At 44.4% G+C, this 17,579-nt stretch carries 10 protein-coding genes; 3 read left to right on the top strand and 7 right to left on the bottom strand.

Annotation, left to right across the window (positions count from 1 at the left end; translation table 11 throughout):
* Positions 1-804 precede the first annotated feature (804 nt).
* The 5 genes from ACFOEE_RS19135 to ACFOEE_RS19115 all read right to left on the bottom strand — a co-directional run bounded on the left by ACFOEE_RS19135 (position 805) and on the right by ACFOEE_RS19115 (position 11,484).
* On the bottom strand, positions 805-4,110 hold the full coding sequence (locus tag ACFOEE_RS19135; RefSeq protein WP_377128259.1) for a methyl-accepting chemotaxis protein: 3,306 nt from the start codon (positions 4,108-4,110) through the stop codon (positions 805-807).
* A gap of 364 nt (positions 4,111-4,474) precedes the next feature.
* On the bottom strand, positions 4,475-7,813 hold the full coding sequence (locus ACFOEE_RS19130; protein WP_377128256.1) for an amidohydrolase family protein: 3,339 nt from the start codon (positions 7,811-7,813) through the stop codon (positions 4,475-4,477).
* A 158-nt stretch (positions 7,814-7,971) separates the two neighbouring features.
* Positions 7,972-10,131, bottom strand: coding sequence for an ATP-binding protein (locus tag ACFOEE_RS19125; RefSeq protein WP_377128253.1), 2,160 nt, complete (start codon positions 10,129-10,131; stop codon positions 7,972-7,974).
* 98 nt (positions 10,132-10,229) lie between these two features.
* Entirely contained in the window at positions 10,230-10,886 is a 657-nt protein-coding gene (locus ACFOEE_RS19120; protein ID WP_377128251.1) for a helix-turn-helix transcriptional regulator, read from the bottom strand.
* 226 nt (positions 10,887-11,112) lie between these two features.
* A complete protein-coding gene (locus ACFOEE_RS19115) occupies positions 11,113-11,484 on the bottom strand; it encodes a histidine triad nucleotide-binding protein (protein ID WP_377128248.1) in 372 nt (123 codons plus the stop codon).
* Positions 11,485-11,599: 115 nt separating this feature from the next.
* On the opposite strand from ACFOEE_RS19115, the gene ACFOEE_RS19110 reads away from it, so the two are divergent.
* Entirely contained in the window at positions 11,600-12,232 is a 633-nt protein-coding gene (locus ACFOEE_RS19110) for a DUF2057 family protein (protein ID WP_377128245.1), read from the top strand.
* 96 nt (positions 12,233-12,328) lie between these two features.
* Here ACFOEE_RS19110 and rho read toward each other — a convergent pair whose 3' ends face one another.
* Both rho and trxA read right to left on the bottom strand, forming a co-directional pair.
* A complete protein-coding gene (rho, locus tag ACFOEE_RS19105) occupies positions 12,329-13,591 on the bottom strand; it encodes a transcription termination factor Rho (RefSeq protein ID WP_377128242.1) in 1,263 nt (420 codons plus the stop codon).
* A gap of 192 nt (positions 13,592-13,783) precedes the next feature.
* Entirely contained in the window at positions 13,784-14,110 is a 327-nt protein-coding gene (trxA, locus tag ACFOEE_RS19100) for a thioredoxin TrxA (protein ID WP_377128239.1), read from the bottom strand.
* A gap of 90 nt (positions 14,111-14,200) precedes the next feature.
* Here trxA and rhlB point away from each other — a divergent pair, with 90 nt between their 5' ends.
* Together rhlB and gppA are read left to right on the top strand one after the other, a co-directional pair.
* Positions 14,201-15,472: an ATP-dependent RNA helicase RhlB gene (gene rhlB / locus ACFOEE_RS19095; protein ID WP_377128236.1), complete on the top strand. Its 1,272-nt coding sequence runs from the start codon at positions 14,201-14,203 to the stop codon at positions 15,470-15,472.
* Positions 15,473-15,511: 39 nt separating this feature from the next.
* The gene (gene gppA / locus ACFOEE_RS19090) at positions 15,512-17,008 is read left to right on the top strand and encodes a guanosine-5'-triphosphate,3'-diphosphate diphosphatase (protein ID WP_377128233.1); all 1,497 of its coding nucleotides are present in this window, start codon (positions 15,512-15,514) and stop codon (positions 17,006-17,008) included.
* The last annotated feature ends 571 nt before the right edge of the window (positions 17,009-17,579 follow it).

The raw sequence follows: 17,579 nt of genomic DNA, 5'->3' as shown, positions 1-17,579 counted from the left end.
GGTGGCCGTACAGTAGGTGCTGGTGTTGTAGCATCAATCATCGCTTAATAACTTAGGTTATTGAAAGATGAGAAAAAGGTCGCTTAGGCGGCCTTTTTCATTTCTGACACAGTGCAAAAGTATAGTGAGCGATGGACTGTCGAGCTAATTTGCCACTCTCAATATCACAATGGACGAAGGTCTACGTTTCGCGATCCGTGAAGGTGGCCTTGCGTGGCAACCAGCACAGTAAGTGCTGTGTTGTAGCATCAATCATCGCTTAATAACTTAGGTTATTGAAAGATGAGGAAAAGGTCGCTTAGGCGGCCTTTTTCATTTTTGACACAGCGCAAAAGTATAGTGAGCGATGGACTGTCGAGCTAATTTGCCACTCTCAATATCACAATGGACGAAGGTCTACGTTTCGCGATCTGTGAAAGTGGCCTTGCGTGGCTACCATTGCGTGGCAACCAGCACAGTAAGTGCTGTGTTGTAGCATCAATCATCGCTTAATAACTTAGGTTATTGAAAGATGAGGAAAAGGTCGCTTAGGCGGTTTTTTTCATTTTTGACACAGCGCAAAAGTATAGTGAGCGATGGACTGTCGAGCTAATCTGCCACTCTCAATATCACAATGGACGAAGGTCTACGTTTCGCGAAGTCGTCCTAGCGTGGCTACCATAGCGTGGCTACCAGTACAGCAAGAGAGTGTTGTAGCATCAATCATTACCTAATAACTTAGGTTATTGAAAGATGAGGAAAAGGTCGCTTAGGCGGCCTTTTCTTTTTCTCTGAAGCTAATTAACGAGCTAAGTGCAAAGCAATTTATATATTGTAACGGTGAATGAGTAGGGTTGAGATTCCTCCGCCCTCATGAGCTGAATCTTGAGTGCGAAAATAGCCTAATTGATTGCGCATCTGGGTTGCTTGCTCAGACATTTGTCTTGCCGCTGCCATGGTTTCCTCGGTTACGGCAGAATTCTCTTGCACAATAGTTGATAGGCGTTGCACCACAGAATCGACCTCTCGGATTGCTTGTTGCTGGGAGAGTGTACTGTGGTTAATTTTAACTATGCTGGCATTAACCGCGCTGACGGCATCGACAATTTGGTTCAGTTTAATGCCGGATTGATTTGCCATTTCAGTCCCTTGGGCAACCTTTTGATTACTGTTGGCAATGATGGTTTTGATCTGTTTAGCTGAAACTGCTGAGCGACTGGCCAATTCGCGCACCTCATTGGCAACTACCGCAAAACCTCTGCCATGCTCACCCGCTCTTGCCGCTTCAACAGCTGCGTTAAGCGCAAGTAAGTTAGTTTGGAACGCAAGCGCATCGATAACCGAGACAATTTCATTAATGTCTTTGCTGGCTCGATTCACATCTAAGATGGCGGTGACCGTGTCACTTGAAAGTTGACCACCTTCCTCTGCGATACTTTTGGCATTATTTGATAGCGTAACAGCATGACCACTTTGTGTTGCTACTTCGGTGATTTCCTCTAACATGTGACCTGTGCTGGCACTGGCTTCTTCTAGATTAGCCGCTTGCTCTTCGGTACGTTGGCTAATTTCCGTATTGCTTTGTGCTATCTCTTCCGCACTTTGTGATACGATGCCTGCGGCGCTTTGAATTTCTCCGATCACTTCTGTTAGTTTATCTATGGTGCGGTTAACGTCAGTTTGCAGCGTTTGGAATACTCCTTGGTACTGGCCTGCAACTTTTTGTGTTAGGTCACCGTTCGCAAGTGCGTTCAGGACCATTTTCATTGCATCTATCGCGGTGGCTATATCACTACTGGCAGCGTTGACATCGCGCTGCATAGTCGCAAGTTGACCTTGTAATTGCGAATTAATACGTTTGGAGAAATCACCAGCACGCATCGCTGCCATAACATTTGCAAGCTCGCCAATCACTTCATCGAGCGACATAACGGTGCGATTTATATCTTGCTTGAGATTATCCAACTGCCCCTTTAACGGAGCTTGGATGGTACGGTCAAATCGTCCATGACTGATGGCCATCATCACAGAAGAGACCTCACCTATCGCACCATCAAGCGCTTTAATAGAGAAATTTATGTCGTTTTTTAATTGTGCTAGCTGACCATTGGCGTGGCAGCTCACAGTTTGTTTGTAATCACCATTATTAACTGCGGCCATAACGCTACTGATATCGCTGATTATGGTGCTCAAATCCGCTACGCTGTTATTAATATCTTGCTTAAGAGAGTCAAGTTGACCCTTCAGAGGGCTTTGAATTTGCCGCGAAAAATCACCCTCTCGAATAGCCGACATCACATTGGCAATGTCGTCAATGGCCAAGCGTAAGCTATTTACAGAGTTATTCACGCTGTCCTTAAGCTTGGCGAATTGCCCTTGTGCTTTGCAATCTACTTGGCGTTGGAATTGGCCTTTTTCTAAGTCTGCCATGACAGAGACAATATTGCTCACCGTTACATCTAAAGTCGCCACGGACGTATTGACATTGTCTTTCAGTTTACCTAAATCGCCTTCCAAGTGACGGGTGATAGGGCGGTCAAACTGACCGTTGGCAACTGCAGTCATAACTTGGTTGATTTCATGCATTGCTAGCTCTAAAGATTCAGCACAGTGGTTGGTGGCCTGTTTTAAGGTGTTTAATTCACCTTGGCAATTGACCGAAATACGGCTAGAAAATTCGCCATTAGCCATTTTATGCATGACATGATTGGTTTCTCGGATAGAGCTTTGCAATGCGTGTAAGAGAGTATTAAAAGCAATAGCGGAATGGCCGATTTCATCGCCACTTAATACTTCTGCGCGTAGTGAGAAGTCACCCTGTTGCTCAACTTCTTGCATCGTCTTTACTAATGCGTGTACTGGGCTAACGAGGCGTTTAGCGAACAAGTAGGCAATGATGACTAATACTCCAGCTGTGATAGCTAAGGTTAGTAACAGTAGGTAGGTTAGGTTTGTGACCGCGGCAAAGGCTTCTTGCTCGTCAATCTCTGCCATCAGCGACCAACGTACACCCAAGACATCTATGGGCTTAAATGCGGATAACACAGGGTTACCATTATAGTCGGCAATGATTTGTGCACCGCTTTGCCCTTGTTGGCTAAGATGAAAAGCTAGAGTGTCTATTTTCCCTTGTTGGGGGTTTCTAAATGAGGCCTTGACCGAGTGTTTGGTCGGGTCGAGATAAGAGTCAGACCGCATTAACCCATCTGGTCCGACTAAATAGGTTTCACCGGTTTCGCCTAATCCTTCACGCTCAGTCATGATGGCGTTGAGTGCTTTTATTGGTAATTGAATAACTAAACTGGCTACCATTTGCCCTTCGACTGTAATTGGCGCGGCAATAAAACTTGTAGGGGCATCATACGAAGGCAAATACTTGGCATAATCGGCAAAACTATAGTCAGTGGCTTGCGTTAGTGTTCGCGACTGCTGAAAAACAGCGCTTAGGTTACTTTTGGCAAAAGGACCATCAGATAAAGATGTAGCAAAATCGACCTCTTTGTATACGCTATAGATCACGTATTGTGAGCGATTGTCGACGATAAAAATGTCATAAAAACCATATGACTTGGCTATTTCGGCAAAGTAACTATGGTATTGTGCGTGAACAGAATCGTACTGATCACCAGTATTGCTATCGCTTAATTTTATTTTTTCGCTAATAGGGTGGGGATTGTCAGCAATAAATCGCGTTTGTAGTGCTTGTGTCACGCTAGGGTAAGCTTTGATGTCTATTGGTGGTGCTACCGAAGCATTTTCCTGTTGATAATGACGAGCAAATTGTTGCTGATAAAACTTTTCCAAGCTTGCGGTATCGCTTTCACTGGTCACGTTGTCAAATGCCACCCTAAAGTCGAGCGCAGCCTGCTCAATGTAAGGATTACTGGCCAAGGCGTAGAGTTTATCTTTTATCCCGTCAAAATGGCGTTTAACAGCGCTGCGCTTGATTTCGCTTACCGCCGTTAATTGATCATACACTTGCTTTTTCATGGCTTGGCTGGACTCATAAAGAGCAAGGGTAATCACAATTGCCATAGGCAGTAACGCAACTAACAGAAATGCGATAATGAGCTTTTTTGCTAAATTGAGGGACGCAAATAATCCGGTTGGTGACATGTTTGTATGAGCCATAAAAAATGTCCTTTTAACCAGCACGGACAATCCGTGCCTTTCTAAATAATTACAGCACTAATTTGTGATATACCCTTTCTACTTGAAGTTGCAGCGGTGTTGGCTGTGTTCTCTCCCCCTCGTCAAATCGCATATCTCTGCGAGTAAGGGGTCGCTTACTTACTGTCTACCTGCAACTCTAAGTACTGTGGGTATAGAGCACGGAAGGGTGCTTAGCTACGAGCGCCCAAACTAGGTTTTAAGCTGGGAGTTGTATCTACAGCCAAAGACTTTGCTTCTGAGTGTAGTTGAGAATTTGGGAAAATCGAGGTGAAAAATCAAACAGTGAGTGGCTGACCACAGCTAGGCTGTGGTCAGTGTAAGATTAGTGTTTCCAATGATATTTGTGGGCTTTTTCTTCCATATAGGTTGCTGTTTGTGCTGGCATCTGAGTTTGATGTCCTGCTTCAAAGAAGAATGGTGCGCGTGGGCGGTTATAATTGCCGACCTCGTTCATGGTTGCGGCATCATAAATGCGACCATTGATCACTGTATAAGCAACGCGTTCAGAGTCGCGGATATTGTTTAGCACATCGCCGTCAATAATGGCTAAGTCGGCGAGTTTACCAGCTTCAATGGTACCGAGATCTTTATCCATACCTAAATAACGTGCGCCGTCAATGGTTCCACTGCGTAGCGCTTGCCAGTTACTAAAGCCACCATGCACCATAGACCATAGCTCCCAATGCGCGGCTAAGCCTTCGCGTTGGCCATGTGCACCAATATGTACAGTAACACCTTGTTCACGTAGCTGTTTTGCGGCTTTGGCAACATCGAAATGGTTGTAATGACTTTCAGGTGCCATAGGTGGGCGAATAGACATAGGTTTCACTACATATTCAGGCACAAAGCTCATCAGGCGTTTATTTTCCCAAACATTGGTATGGTGATACCAGTAGTTTTCGCCTTTCAATCCGCCGTATGCGACGACAAAAGTCGGAGTAAAGCCAACCTCAGTTTGACCCCACATTTGCTTCACATCGCTATAGATGTTGGCAATTGGCAATGAGTGTTCAAGACCAGTGTGACCGTCAACTATCATGTTCATATTATGTTGATACTTAGCGCCACCCTCAGGGACGACCATGATCTCCATATTACGTGCAGCTGTGAGCACTTGTTGGCGAGTGTCGCGGCGGGGGTGGTTGTAGCTCTTAACGGAAATAGCACCAGCATCTTTGAGGCGTTTAACGTGGAATTCGGCATCAGCCAAATTGTCGATAGGGGTTTTATAACCTGGTGCCTCACCGGCATATAAAATGCGGCCGACCGAGTAAATTCGTGGTGATACAGTTAAACCCGCTTTGGCTAGTTCAGCCATAGAGAAGACTTCATTAGAATCGTTGGAGGGATCATGAATCGTGGTCACACCAAAGCTTAAGTTGGAGTATTGATTCCAGTTTTGTTGTGGTTGTAAATTGTGGCTACCATAACTACCGTGAGCATGTGCGTCAATCAAGCCAGGGATAACAGTTTTACCCTGAATATCAATGACTTTTGCCCCTTTAGGAATACTCACTTGCGCTCGTGTGCCCACAGCGACGATACGGTTATGTTCGATAAGGATAACGCCATCTTCGATGACTTCTTGCTGTTGCTCAGCATCACGCATCGTGACTATTTTGCCACCGACTAACGCCAGCTGCCCTGTTGGCTTATCGCTGGTTTGGGTAAAGCTCAAATCTATACCATCGGCGGTCAATTCTTTGTTTACTTCGGTATCACCGAGAAATGCAAACGTATCGGTTAGTTTGCGTTGATACAAAGTTGGGCCAAATGCCCAAGTGACCGCGCTACTATCCTGGCGCCAATTTAAGAAGTCACCAGAGTATTTTGAGACTTGTTGGACAGGGAAGTTAGTCGTGCCTTTATTAATCGAGAGCGTTTTACCTGTGTGGGTAAAAGGGGCTACAAAGGTATTGAAGTTCTCAATAAAGGCGACGTATTTCCCGTCTGGTGAGACGCGAAAATCAAAAATATAATCGCCTTTGAAATGACTACGCGCTTCGAGACCAGAGAGGTTAACGGATTTCAATTCTAATCCAGTGTCACCACTACCTGTGGTAAAAAACACTCGCTCTGGGTCGTTGCCAAAGTGCGGATTGTTGCCATCTTTAACGAGTCGTTTGTGCTGTTTGCCTTTGCTATCAGTGAGATAAATACCCGGCTCCATAGACCAGTCGCCATTGAGTAAATAGCCCCCAGTGACTTTCTTATACAGCACACTTTGTCCATCAGGAGAAAAACTAGGTGTGATGTAGTGGCCTGGATCTTGGCTAATGACTTTTCCTTTACCGCCCTTAGCTGAAACAATACGTACGCTGCCGAGTTGTTGGTCGTTCCATGTGGTGTATACCACAGACTTGCCGTCACGCGAGAAGCTAGGATAAAACTCGAAATGATCGGTTTGAGAGGTAAGGCGGCGTACCTTGCCCGACTTAACGTCTTTACTATACAAATATCCAAGTGCTTGGAATAACGCGGTTTGACCATCTGGAGAAAGTTGTGACCAGCGTGCCAGTTTTACCTTAAAAGTATCAGGTGCGACATCGACGGCAAAGCGCAGTGCTGGGGTGATCTGTTTTTCTGCCACCACATGGGCAACGATGCCAGAGACCTTCTTCGAGGCGATATCGACGCGATGGAAAGTACCTTTACTCCAAAACACCAATGATTTGCCATCCGGCGTAAAAGCGATAGCCGGTGTATTGCCGTGGGCACCATTGGTTTCTTGGAGATCGCGGTCTAAGCCAGTGTAAATATGAGATTCAATACCTGATTTTAAATCTTTAATATAAATAGCGCTTTCCAATCCTTTACCATTGTCTTCACGTTTGACATAAGCAATGGCTTTACCATCTGGGCTTGGCGTTGGGCGAATTGCGCCGCCAGCACCACGGATCACGGTTTCTTCCTCACCTGTGGTCAGGTCCCAGCTGCGAATTTCAAATACCGCATCGAGGGCATTTTTGTTGTAGTCCCAACGTACGCCCGGTGTGGCATCGACTGAGTAAAAGATTTTCTTGCCGTCAGTTGAAAATGCCGGTTCAGCAACGTTTTTCTGTGACTTGTCACCATGCAATCGTTCACGCACTTCAACACCTTTGCCGCCGCTGATGTGGTACATACGAATAGAGCCGCCTGGGATGGTACGTGCTGAAACTTGGCCTTGTTTTACTGCGATATATTGACCATCAGGCGACCAAGCAGGGTTATGAACGATATGGTTTTTTTCTTTAGAGATCTGTTTTAAATTGCTGCCATCAATATCCATCACCCACAAATTATCGCCACCGTCACGGTCGGAGATAAAGGCGATTTGTTTGCCATCGGGAGAAAACTTAGGCTGAATGTTCCAAGCCATATCCGCAGTTAAAGCCGTCGCTTTTCCGCCGTTGATAGGCAACAAGTACAGGTCGCCTAGCATATCAAATACCACATGCTTGCCATCTGGGCTGACGTCTAAATTACTCCAAGTCGTTTCTTTGGTGTCAATTTTTATCGTTTGGCGCTCACCCGGTGGATTTAACACATCCCAGTCTTTGGTATCTTTACTGACTTTCATTGTTTCAGCTGCCGCTGGGGTGTCTGCATAGGCTGTGAAAGAGATACCGCTAAGTACGCTGAAAATCGCTGCAGCGAGCGGGGATTTAAGCTGTTTCATTGCTGAGATCCTAATTTTATTTGTTATTTTATCTGGAACAGTACGTATTACGCAGATGTGCGATTTTTCTTGTGCTGTCTTTATTAAATTCGCGTTTGAGCATGGCTGATAGGGACACAATTGTCTACCAGACGCGATAATCAGCGGTCCAAGCCTAATCAGCCCAAGGTTTGCTGGCGAATATGGGCAAGATAAGCTTCGAGGCTGGCTTGCCACAATACCAGAGCTTGGGTATGTTCTTGTTCGCAATCTTTTTGGTCCAGCATTCGGCGCTCAATACGTTTTAAAAGCATGCCAAAGCGATTAAACCCAAGTTGTAATGCAGTGCTGGCTTGACGGTGGAGCAGCTTGATACACTGCTCAGGGTCTTCTTTACTGAGTTGCTGTGAACGGATCAACTTGTTGCGGGCAGAGAGCACAAACTCATTATAAATTGACGACACTTCATCTTCATTAAAGCTTATCTGTAAGCTACCTACAGCCGTTTCATCGTACAGCACATCCGGTAGGGCAACGCTTAACAGCGGTTTTTGAGCTGATTGCGAGTCACTTAATGCTTGGCGTAGCTTTTCTTGTTTTATCGGTTTTCCAACAATGTCTTTAATGCCAAGGGCGATATACTCTTTGACTTCATCTGGACTGAGGCTTGCCGTAAAGGCTAGGAATGGTGTGCGGTTGTTTTTATGTTCTTGATGCTTTAGTGCGCGCAACACTTCTTGCCCGGTTAAATCGGGTAAATTCATGTCGAGTAATACCACATCAAAATGATGTTGCTTAAGTAGCTCAAGAGCGTGTTGGCCTGTGGTGGCGAGCTTGACCTTGTGGTCGTCAGCGGCCATGAACTCGATTGCGATTTTTTGGTTCAATTCGAGATCTTCAACGAGTAGCACATTGAGACCCGTAACGTATTGCTTGCTCTGATGGCGCTGTTCTACAAGGCTTAGTTCACCTTGGGTCAATTTGACTGCAAAACTAAATTGGCTGCCTCGACCCAGTTCACTGCTGATCTCAAGCTGACTCCCAAGTTTTTCCAATAACCTAGCTGTTATTGCTAAGCCAAGGCCAGTGCCACCTTTGATTTTACCAGCGTTGCTTTGTACATAAGGCTCGGTTAAATAAGCGATGTCATCTTGCTCAATTCCTGGGCCGCTGTCTTGTACGCTAAACCGCACTATGTGCATCATGTCTTGTGCGCTTTCTAACACAACTTGAATTCTGACAAAGCCGCGGTCTGTAAACTTGATGGCATTGCCGACTAAATTGATCAGGATCTGACGTAGTTTTTGTTGGTCACAGTAATAACAGGCTTGATCTGGCAGCTCATAAACCAGCTCGAACTTTAACTGTTTTTGCTCTGCCAGCGGGCTTAGCAGCAGGCAGAGGTTATTGAGCCAGCTTTTAATCTCGACATCTTCTTCATACAGTGCTTCGTCGCCTTGTTCTAAACTGGCGTAGTCGAGCACCTTATCTATCAACAGGTTTAATGACTCAGCGGAATTAATGATGGCTTCACAGTAGGCTTTGTTTTTGTTGTCGGTAGTGCGATTCAGAATAAGTTGAGCACTGCCTAAGATACCGTTAAGTGGGGTGCGGATCTCATGGCTTACGGTGGATAGGAATAAACCTCGGATCTCCAAATCTTGTTGCGCTTTTGCTGCGAGGTTATTGAGATGCTGCTCACGACGTTCATTACATAGCAATGCCATGCCGGTGGTGTAAAACATCGGCGCAATGACACCGTTAATAAACAAGGTAATGGTAAACCAACTTTGCTTGAATAAAGTGTCAGACGACACATCACCCATAAACAATGCACGTCCGCTAAAAATCACCGCAATAACCAGCAAGATAATGATATAAACCATACTGCCGTTTGGATATTGTGGTTTAGCAAAGCGAATAAAAAGATAGAGTAAAATGCTCGCTTCAATGACGTGCTGTAAATCTGAAACCATCATTCTTGCCCTGAGATCTGGCTGAACAAAGGTGAAGTAGATAAGTAAGGTGGCGAGGAAGGCCGTGGTGACAATAAAGGCCCGCAGCGGCCATTGACGAAAATCTAAAAATTGGCAGATAGCCAGCACATGGATAATAGAGGCTATTAAGATCAGTATGTTAGCGCTACTAATGGCACGCCAATTATCAAAATAGCTATGTAATGCGAAGCCCAAAATGGCCAGAAATAACACCGTGGGATAGAGTATGTAGAGCAAAGTGCCGGGCGTATTTTTGTTTGCGCGCCAAGTTAATGTGTTGAGGAGCGCCATCAGCGCAACCATTACAGCGCTGGTAACATAAAGCGTTTTTGGGTCGAACATAGTGGTGGTTAATTATTATTAGTCGCCTACAGCATAGAAGGTTGCGGTTCACGAGTAAAGCGCCCAACTGCACTTGCTGGTTGGGCGATGGTGCGAGACTAGCGGATCTCGTCAGGAATGTTTTGTTGTGCCCAAGAAAGCAACTCAATCCGGTTACGGCACTTAGTTTTACGAAACGCGCTATAAAGGTGAGTTTTTACTGTATGCGGACTGATATTCAGTGCATCTGCGATTTCTTTATTCTTCGCGCCTTTACTCATTAAAGAGATAATGGCTTTTTCTCGTTTGGTTAATTTGACCGGCTCAATATCGCCTTCTGTAAGCTTATGCAACGCATCTTTATTGAATTGCAGCATACGGTTCAGGACGTTACACATGATTTCACGACGATACCAAAGCTGGTTTTCCATTAGCAAGCGGATACCTTTCATCAGCACATCGGCATTATCTGTAGTATAAAATACGCCTCGGATACCGCTCAGTAACGCACGATTGGCTAACTCTGGATTTTCATCCAAATTGAATAACACGATGTCACATTTCACTTTTAAATTAACTAAGTGTTCTTTCAGCTTACCCCAAGCATCATTTGTCGCGGTTTCAATAAACAACAAACGAGTACCTTCTGGTACCAGCGCGATGTCTGTACCTGAAGTCACATCAATCCCTTGCGTTTTTAACAAGGGTTGTAACACGTTAATACCGATAGTGTTGATTGGGTCTTTTTCTAGTAAGAGAAAGGCAGAACAGCTCATTGCAGTTGATACTCAAATTTATAATTGGCCTAATCCTAACATGTGATTCCGGCCTTTTGTATTAGAATTTGCATTATGTTCTAGATAAATTTGCAATAACTTGTACCAAATCGAAGTGCAGATTGTCACATTAAGTTACATTGAGGTGATTAATTCCTTTTTATACAAGTAGTTAATGGCTATCTCCAGATAGCCAAATGGTTTACACTTGTTAACATTGATTTTTTCAAACTACTACTTTTTTCTTATCTTGATAGGGGGGCCAGCCCATGGCTTTACCCGCCAAAACGTGTAAGTGAATGTGGTAAACAGTTTGGCCACCGTGTTCATTGCAGTTCATCACTACGCGATATCCTTCTTCTGCAAAACCATATTCTTTGGCAAGCTTCGCGGCAACCACATACAAATGGCCAACTAAATGGGCATTATCGGCGTTGATGTCATTTATGGTTGCTATCGCAGTTTTAGGGATCACTAATACATGAAATGGCGCTTGGGGGTTGATATCGCGAAATGCGAGGCTTAGTTCATCTTCATAAACAATGTCTGCCGGGATCTGTCTAGCAATGATTTTATCGAATATAGTTTCGTTACTCATAATGCGGGTCCTTGTGTGCCTTGTTTGTCAATTTAACTACGTAGCTGCAAAATTTGCCATCCTTAATGACAAACTTTCAAATGGCTGTCACACTGGGTTGAAAAAGGAGCAGCCTATGATCAACAAAATCACCAGCTTAATCTGTCTTTTGGTTAGTAGTAATGTATTTGCCGCCACTATTGAATTTCAGGAAGAGTTTTTACCACTACAAGTTGGCTCATCACCAATTGAGCATTCACTTTTCAATAAAATCAGGAAGCTAGAGTTAGCCCCTGGCCAGCATGTGGTCAAAATGAAATATTCAGACTTATTTGAGCTGGGTTACGATGAGCACGAAGTGGTAGAATCTGAACCGTTTTGGGTGTCACTGCCGATCAGTGATGAAGGTCATTACATCGTCACTTTTAACCGGCCAAATGACGTAAAAGTTGCCCGTCAGTTTGCCAAAATGCCAGCTGTCGTACTAAAAAATACCAGTAGTGCCCAACAGCTTGCGCTTAATGTGATTGCCACACCGAGTATAGCCCCAATCCCTGCAGTTGCACCAATAGCCCCAGTTGCTCAAGTGCCAGTAGCGGTAACGACTGAGTCTGTTCAAGCTAACCTAGCAGATAATGATAATATTGTGCCGCGCGCGCCGGTTGCAATGCCACCTAGTGCGGCAACTATGCTCGAATATTGGTGGCAACAGGCTTCTGTACAGGAGCGCGCTGCATTTATGCAAAAATACGGGTTGCGGAGTAATTAGCCTCCTTTACCGAGACTAGCAAGCGAGACTACTTAGGTAAATAAGCAAAAGGCCTGCGATTGCAGGCCTTGGAATGATGACGAGAATGGCGGGTAGTTATTTGCTACGGCGCATTAACTCGAAGAATTCATCGTTGGTCTTGCTCATGGCAAGTTTATCAATTAAGAATTCCATCGCATCGATTTCAGACATTTCGTGGACAATCTTACGCAAAATCCACATCTTTTGTAGTTCGTCTGCTTTGGTGAGTAATTCTTCGCGACGTGTACCTGAACGGTTAAAGTCAATTGCAGGGAATACGCGTTTTTCCGCAATCTTACGGTTCAAGTGCAGCTCCATGTTACCTGTGCCCTTGAATTCTTCGTAAATAACTTCATCCATTTTCGAGCCAGTGTCGATAAGCGCAGTAGCGATAATGGTTAAGCTACCACCTTCTTCAACGTTACGGGCGGCACCAAAGAAACGCTTGGGTTTATGCAGTGCGTTTGCATCCACACCACCAGTGAGTACTTTACCAGATGATGGAATAACCGTGTTATAAGCACGCGCTAAACGGGTGATTGAGTCAAGTAGGATGATAACATCTTTCTTGTGCTCAACTAAACGTTTGGCTTTTTCGATAACCATTTCAGCAACTTGCACGTGGCGGCTAGCTGGTTCGTCGAAAGTTGACGCAATTACTTCGCCTTTTACTAGGCGCTGCATTTCTGTAACTTCTTCTGGGCGCTCATCGATAAGTAAAACGATTAACTGTGCGTCAGGGTTATTTGAAGTAATTGATTGCGCGATGTTTTGCAGCAGCATAGTTTTACCCGCTTTTGGCGGAGCTACAATCAGACCACGTTGACCTTTACCAATAGGTGAAGCTAAATCCAGCACACGTGCTGTGATATCTTCAGTACTACCGTTACCGCGTTCCATGGTCATACGTTCATTTGCATGGATAGGCGTTAGGTTTTCGAATAGGATCTTAGTACGAGAAATTTCTGGCTTATCAAAGTTAACTTCGTTGACTTTTAGTAAGGCAAAATACCGTTCACCTTCTTTTGGTGGACGAATCAGGCCAGAAATGGTGTCACCAGTACGTAAGTTAAAGCGACGGATTTGGCTCGGCGACACATAAATGTCGTCTGGGCCAGCAAGATACGACGCCTCTGAAGAGCGTAAAAAGCCAAAGCCGTCTTGCAAAATCTCGAGTACGCCGTCGCCGTAAATGTTTTCGCCGCTTTTTGAATGTGCTTTCAAAATTGCAAAGATGATGTCTTGCTTACGTAGACGCGCAACGTTTTCGAGTCCCATTGACTCAGCCAAATGAACAAGCTCGTTAATTGACTTGTGTTTTAGTTCGCTTAAATGCATATCGGTGGGTTCTTTATTTCAGTCGTTAATCTCGAATGAAGCCGAGAGGGGTTGAAATTGGTTTGAATAAGACTAGTGGACTAATAAGTTAGCAGGTCGAATAGAGATCGTCCAGTGTTTAATCTAGGTAGTTTGTAGAAATTCCTCAACCTAGGGAAGTGGCCAAGTAGTTATACTTGGCCAATCAACACGTTAGATATTGTTGTTGAGGAACTCAACTAATTGAGTCTTTGACAACGCACCAACTTTAGTTGCCGCTACAGCACCGTTTTTGAACAACAATAAAGTTGGAATGCCACGGATACCAAACTTAGGTGGTGTGCCTGCGTTTTGGTCGATATTCAATTTGGCAATAGTTACTTTATCTGCAAATTCTTCAGCGACTTCATCTAAAATTGGCGCGATCATTTTACAAGGACCACACCATTCTGCCCAAAAATCAACAAGAACAGGCTTGTCAGCTTTTAATACGTCTGTTTCAAAGCTGTCGTCACTAAGTTGAATAATTTTGTCGCTCATTACGCTCTCCGTTAAAATTGGCGAATTATTTACTGCGTATTTAAACACTCTTGTTTCTTATTGCAAGTTTAAACGTTATGCTTAATTGCTATGACTAAGACACATTTGACCAATAAAAAATTTTCTGACTTTGCTTTAGCCCCGGAAGTGGTCGCCGGATTAACAGCGAACGGCTTTGAATATTGTACGCCGATCCAAGCAAAGTGTTTACCTTTTGTCTGTGAGGGGCGTGACATTGCAGGTCAAGCCCAAACTGGGACAGGCAAAACTTTGGCATTTTTGACCGCCACCTGTCATCGTTTGATGCAAACAGAAGGGACAACCAGAAAGCACCCAAGAGCCCTGATCATGGCACCCACAAGGGAGCTAGCGATTCAGATCCACAAAGATGCCAAAATCATTGCGCCACATTGCAACCTTAAGCTTGGCTTAGTATATGGTGGCGAAGATTACGAAAAACAACGCGCTCAGTTTGAAAATGGAGTGGATATTTTAATTGGTACTACAGGCCGATTGATCGATTTCTACAAACAAGGTGCATATAGCCTCAATGAAATTGAGGTGGTGGTATTAGATGAAGCCGACAGGATGTTCGATTTAGGCTTTATCAAAGACATTCGTTATCTCTTTAATCGCATGCCTGAGCGCAGCGAGCGCGTTAACCTATTGTTTTCGGCTACGTTGTCTTATCGCGTACAAGAGTTGGCCTTTGAGCATATGCACAACCCAATTCATGTGCAGATTGAGCCAGAATTAAAAACTGCGAAGCGAATTAAAGAAGAGCTATTTCACCCAGCTCAATCAGACAAAGTTGCTTTATTACTGACGCTGATAGAAGAAGAATGGCCAGAGAAAGCGATTATTTTTGCTAACACCAAGCAAGCTTGTGAAGACGTGTATGCGTGGTTAAAAGCCGATGGTCATCGAGTTGGTTTGCTAACCGGTGATGTAAATCAAAAGAAACGTATTTCTATTTTGGCACAATTTGCTAAAGGCGATTTAGATCTTTTAGTGGCAACCGACGTAGCCGCGCGGGGATTGCACATTCCTGCCGTAAGTCATGTCTTTAACTTTGACTTACCTGATGACTGTGAGGATTATGTGCATCGTATCGGTCGTACAGGTCGTGCTGGCGCATCAGGGCATGCAATTAGTTTTGCCTGTGAGCAATATGCCTACAATCTGCACGATATTGAAACCTATATCGACCACCCGATACCCTTATCGCATTACGATAAAAGTGCATTACTGGATGATTTAACCGCGCCAGACTTGCAAAGAAAACGGAACTATTCTCAAGGACCGCGTCAACGTTCTGGACGTCGCCAAAATAGTAGTTACCAAAGACAGCGGTCATCTTGAGTGACCGCAAAGGTAGTATGTAGCTAGAGGTTTTGATAAGTGGCGCAAGCGACTCCCCAAAACAATATTTTTGCTGTCATCGATTTAGGTTCAAACAGCTTTCATATGCTGATTGCTAAATATATTGCTGGCGGTGTACACACCATTGGTCGCGTTAAACGTAAAGTCCGCCTTGCTGCGGGGCTTGACGAACATAATGTGTTGTCAGTTGAAGCTATGGAGCGAGGATGGGAATGTCTCGCTTTGTTTGCTGAACGTTTACAAGATATTCCAAAGCAAAATATTCATATCGTTGCAACAGCGACAATGCGTTTGGCTAAGAATGCCGACGTCTTCAAAGTAAAGGCTGAGCAAATCCTAGATCACAAGATTAATGTGATAAGCGGTGAAGAAGAAGCTTGTACCATTTATAAAGGGGTGGCACACACCTCTGCCTGCCGAGGTAAACAGTTAGTCATAGACATTGGTGGGGCCAGCACTGAAGTTGTCATAGGGCAAGGTTTTAATGCTCTCTTATATAAAAGCCTCAATATGGGCTGCGTCACCTATCTTGAACGCTACTTTAAAGATGGCAAACTCAACCAGCAAAATTTTGATACTGCTATAGCGAAAGCCAAACAGGTGGTTGCACCTATTTGTGCTGAGTACATCAAGATGGGTTGGGAGTTGGCAATTGGGGCCTCTGGTACGGTTCAGGCTATTCAAGAAATTCAAGCTGCGCAAGGCCAAAGTGAAACGCTTGACCTGAATACATTAAACGCGATTAAAGCCGCTGCTTGTCAGTTTGACACCATCAGCGCGTTAGATTTACCAGGGCTTAGTGAAGAGCGACGTTTAGTGTTTGTGTCTGGGTTGGCAATTCTCATCGCGCTGTTTGAGTCACTGCAAATCCAGAACATGGGCTTAGCAGGTGGCGCTCTGCGAGAAGGTGTGCTCTATAGTATGATCCCTGATCTCCATTCCGCGGATATTCGTAAACGCACTTTGGATGGTCTGATGGAGCGTTATCATGTCGATAAGCAGCAAGCGGAGCGGGTTGCTGAAGTCAGTATTTCACTTGCGGAACAAGTAAGCGAAACTTGGCAACTGGATATGGAGCAAATCAAACCTTTGCTACAAGCGGTGGCTTGCTTACATGAAATCGGGTTGATCATCGACTATAAGCTTTACCATAAACACAGTGCTTATATTCTTACCCATAGCGCTATGCCTGGCTTTTCTCGAGCAGAGAAACAACTGATCGTTGCTATTACTGCAGGGCATCGTGCGGATTTGAGAGTAACGCAATTTGATAAGCTGAGCTGCAATGCGTTATTAGGAGAGCGTCTCACACGTTTAGTCAGACTTGCTGTAGTACTTTCAATGAGAAGACAAAATGATGTATTGCCGGAACTAAGGCTCGCAAGTAGTGAAAATGATACTCTCGAATTAAGCTTTGATAACGACTGGCTGAGTATTCATCCTTTAATGCAAAGTGAGCTAGTGCAAGAAGGATTGTACCAACAGAAGTTAAAAAGGGTCTTTTCGGTCAGCTAAATGCTGGTTTTACACTTGGTCTGCAAGTGATATTTGCTAAAAAACGCGCGTTAAGCGCGTTTTTTGTTCGAACGATCTGTTTTTCGTGTTTTTCCTTAAAAAAGCGCTTGCGCAATTTTTTCTACTCCCTATAATGCGACCCCACTGAGACGGACAACGGCGCTGCAAAGCAAAGTACGAAGTTAAAGTTGAGTCGAGTAAAACTGAGTTTGAAACTTCGAAAGAAAAAACAAACTAAGTGTTGACAATAAATGTGGATGACGTAAGATGCGCATCCCTACCGCGAAACGAATCGCGGCGAACTTTGAAAGTTCGACCTGTTCTTTAACAATTTAAAGCAATCATCTGTGTGGGCACTCGTACAGATTGAGTTCTAACAGCTAAGCCAGTTTTCTGGTGAAGCACAAAAATTTAGAGTCTCAATTTATCTGAGTGACCAACGCGACAAGTTTACTTGTCGAACACAGTCAATTCAGTATTCATTGAGCTGAATCTTCGGATTCAAAAAACTTTTAATTGAAGAGTTTGATCATGGCTCAGATTGAACGCTGGCGGCAGGCCTAACACATGC

Origin of the sequence: Pseudoalteromonas fenneropenaei, assembly GCF_042643375.1 — a bacterium.
GTDB classification, from domain to species: Bacteria; Pseudomonadota; Gammaproteobacteria; order Enterobacterales; family Alteromonadaceae; genus Pseudoalteromonas; species Pseudoalteromonas fenneropenaei.
This window is presented reverse-complemented; position numbering and strand designations above follow the sequence as displayed.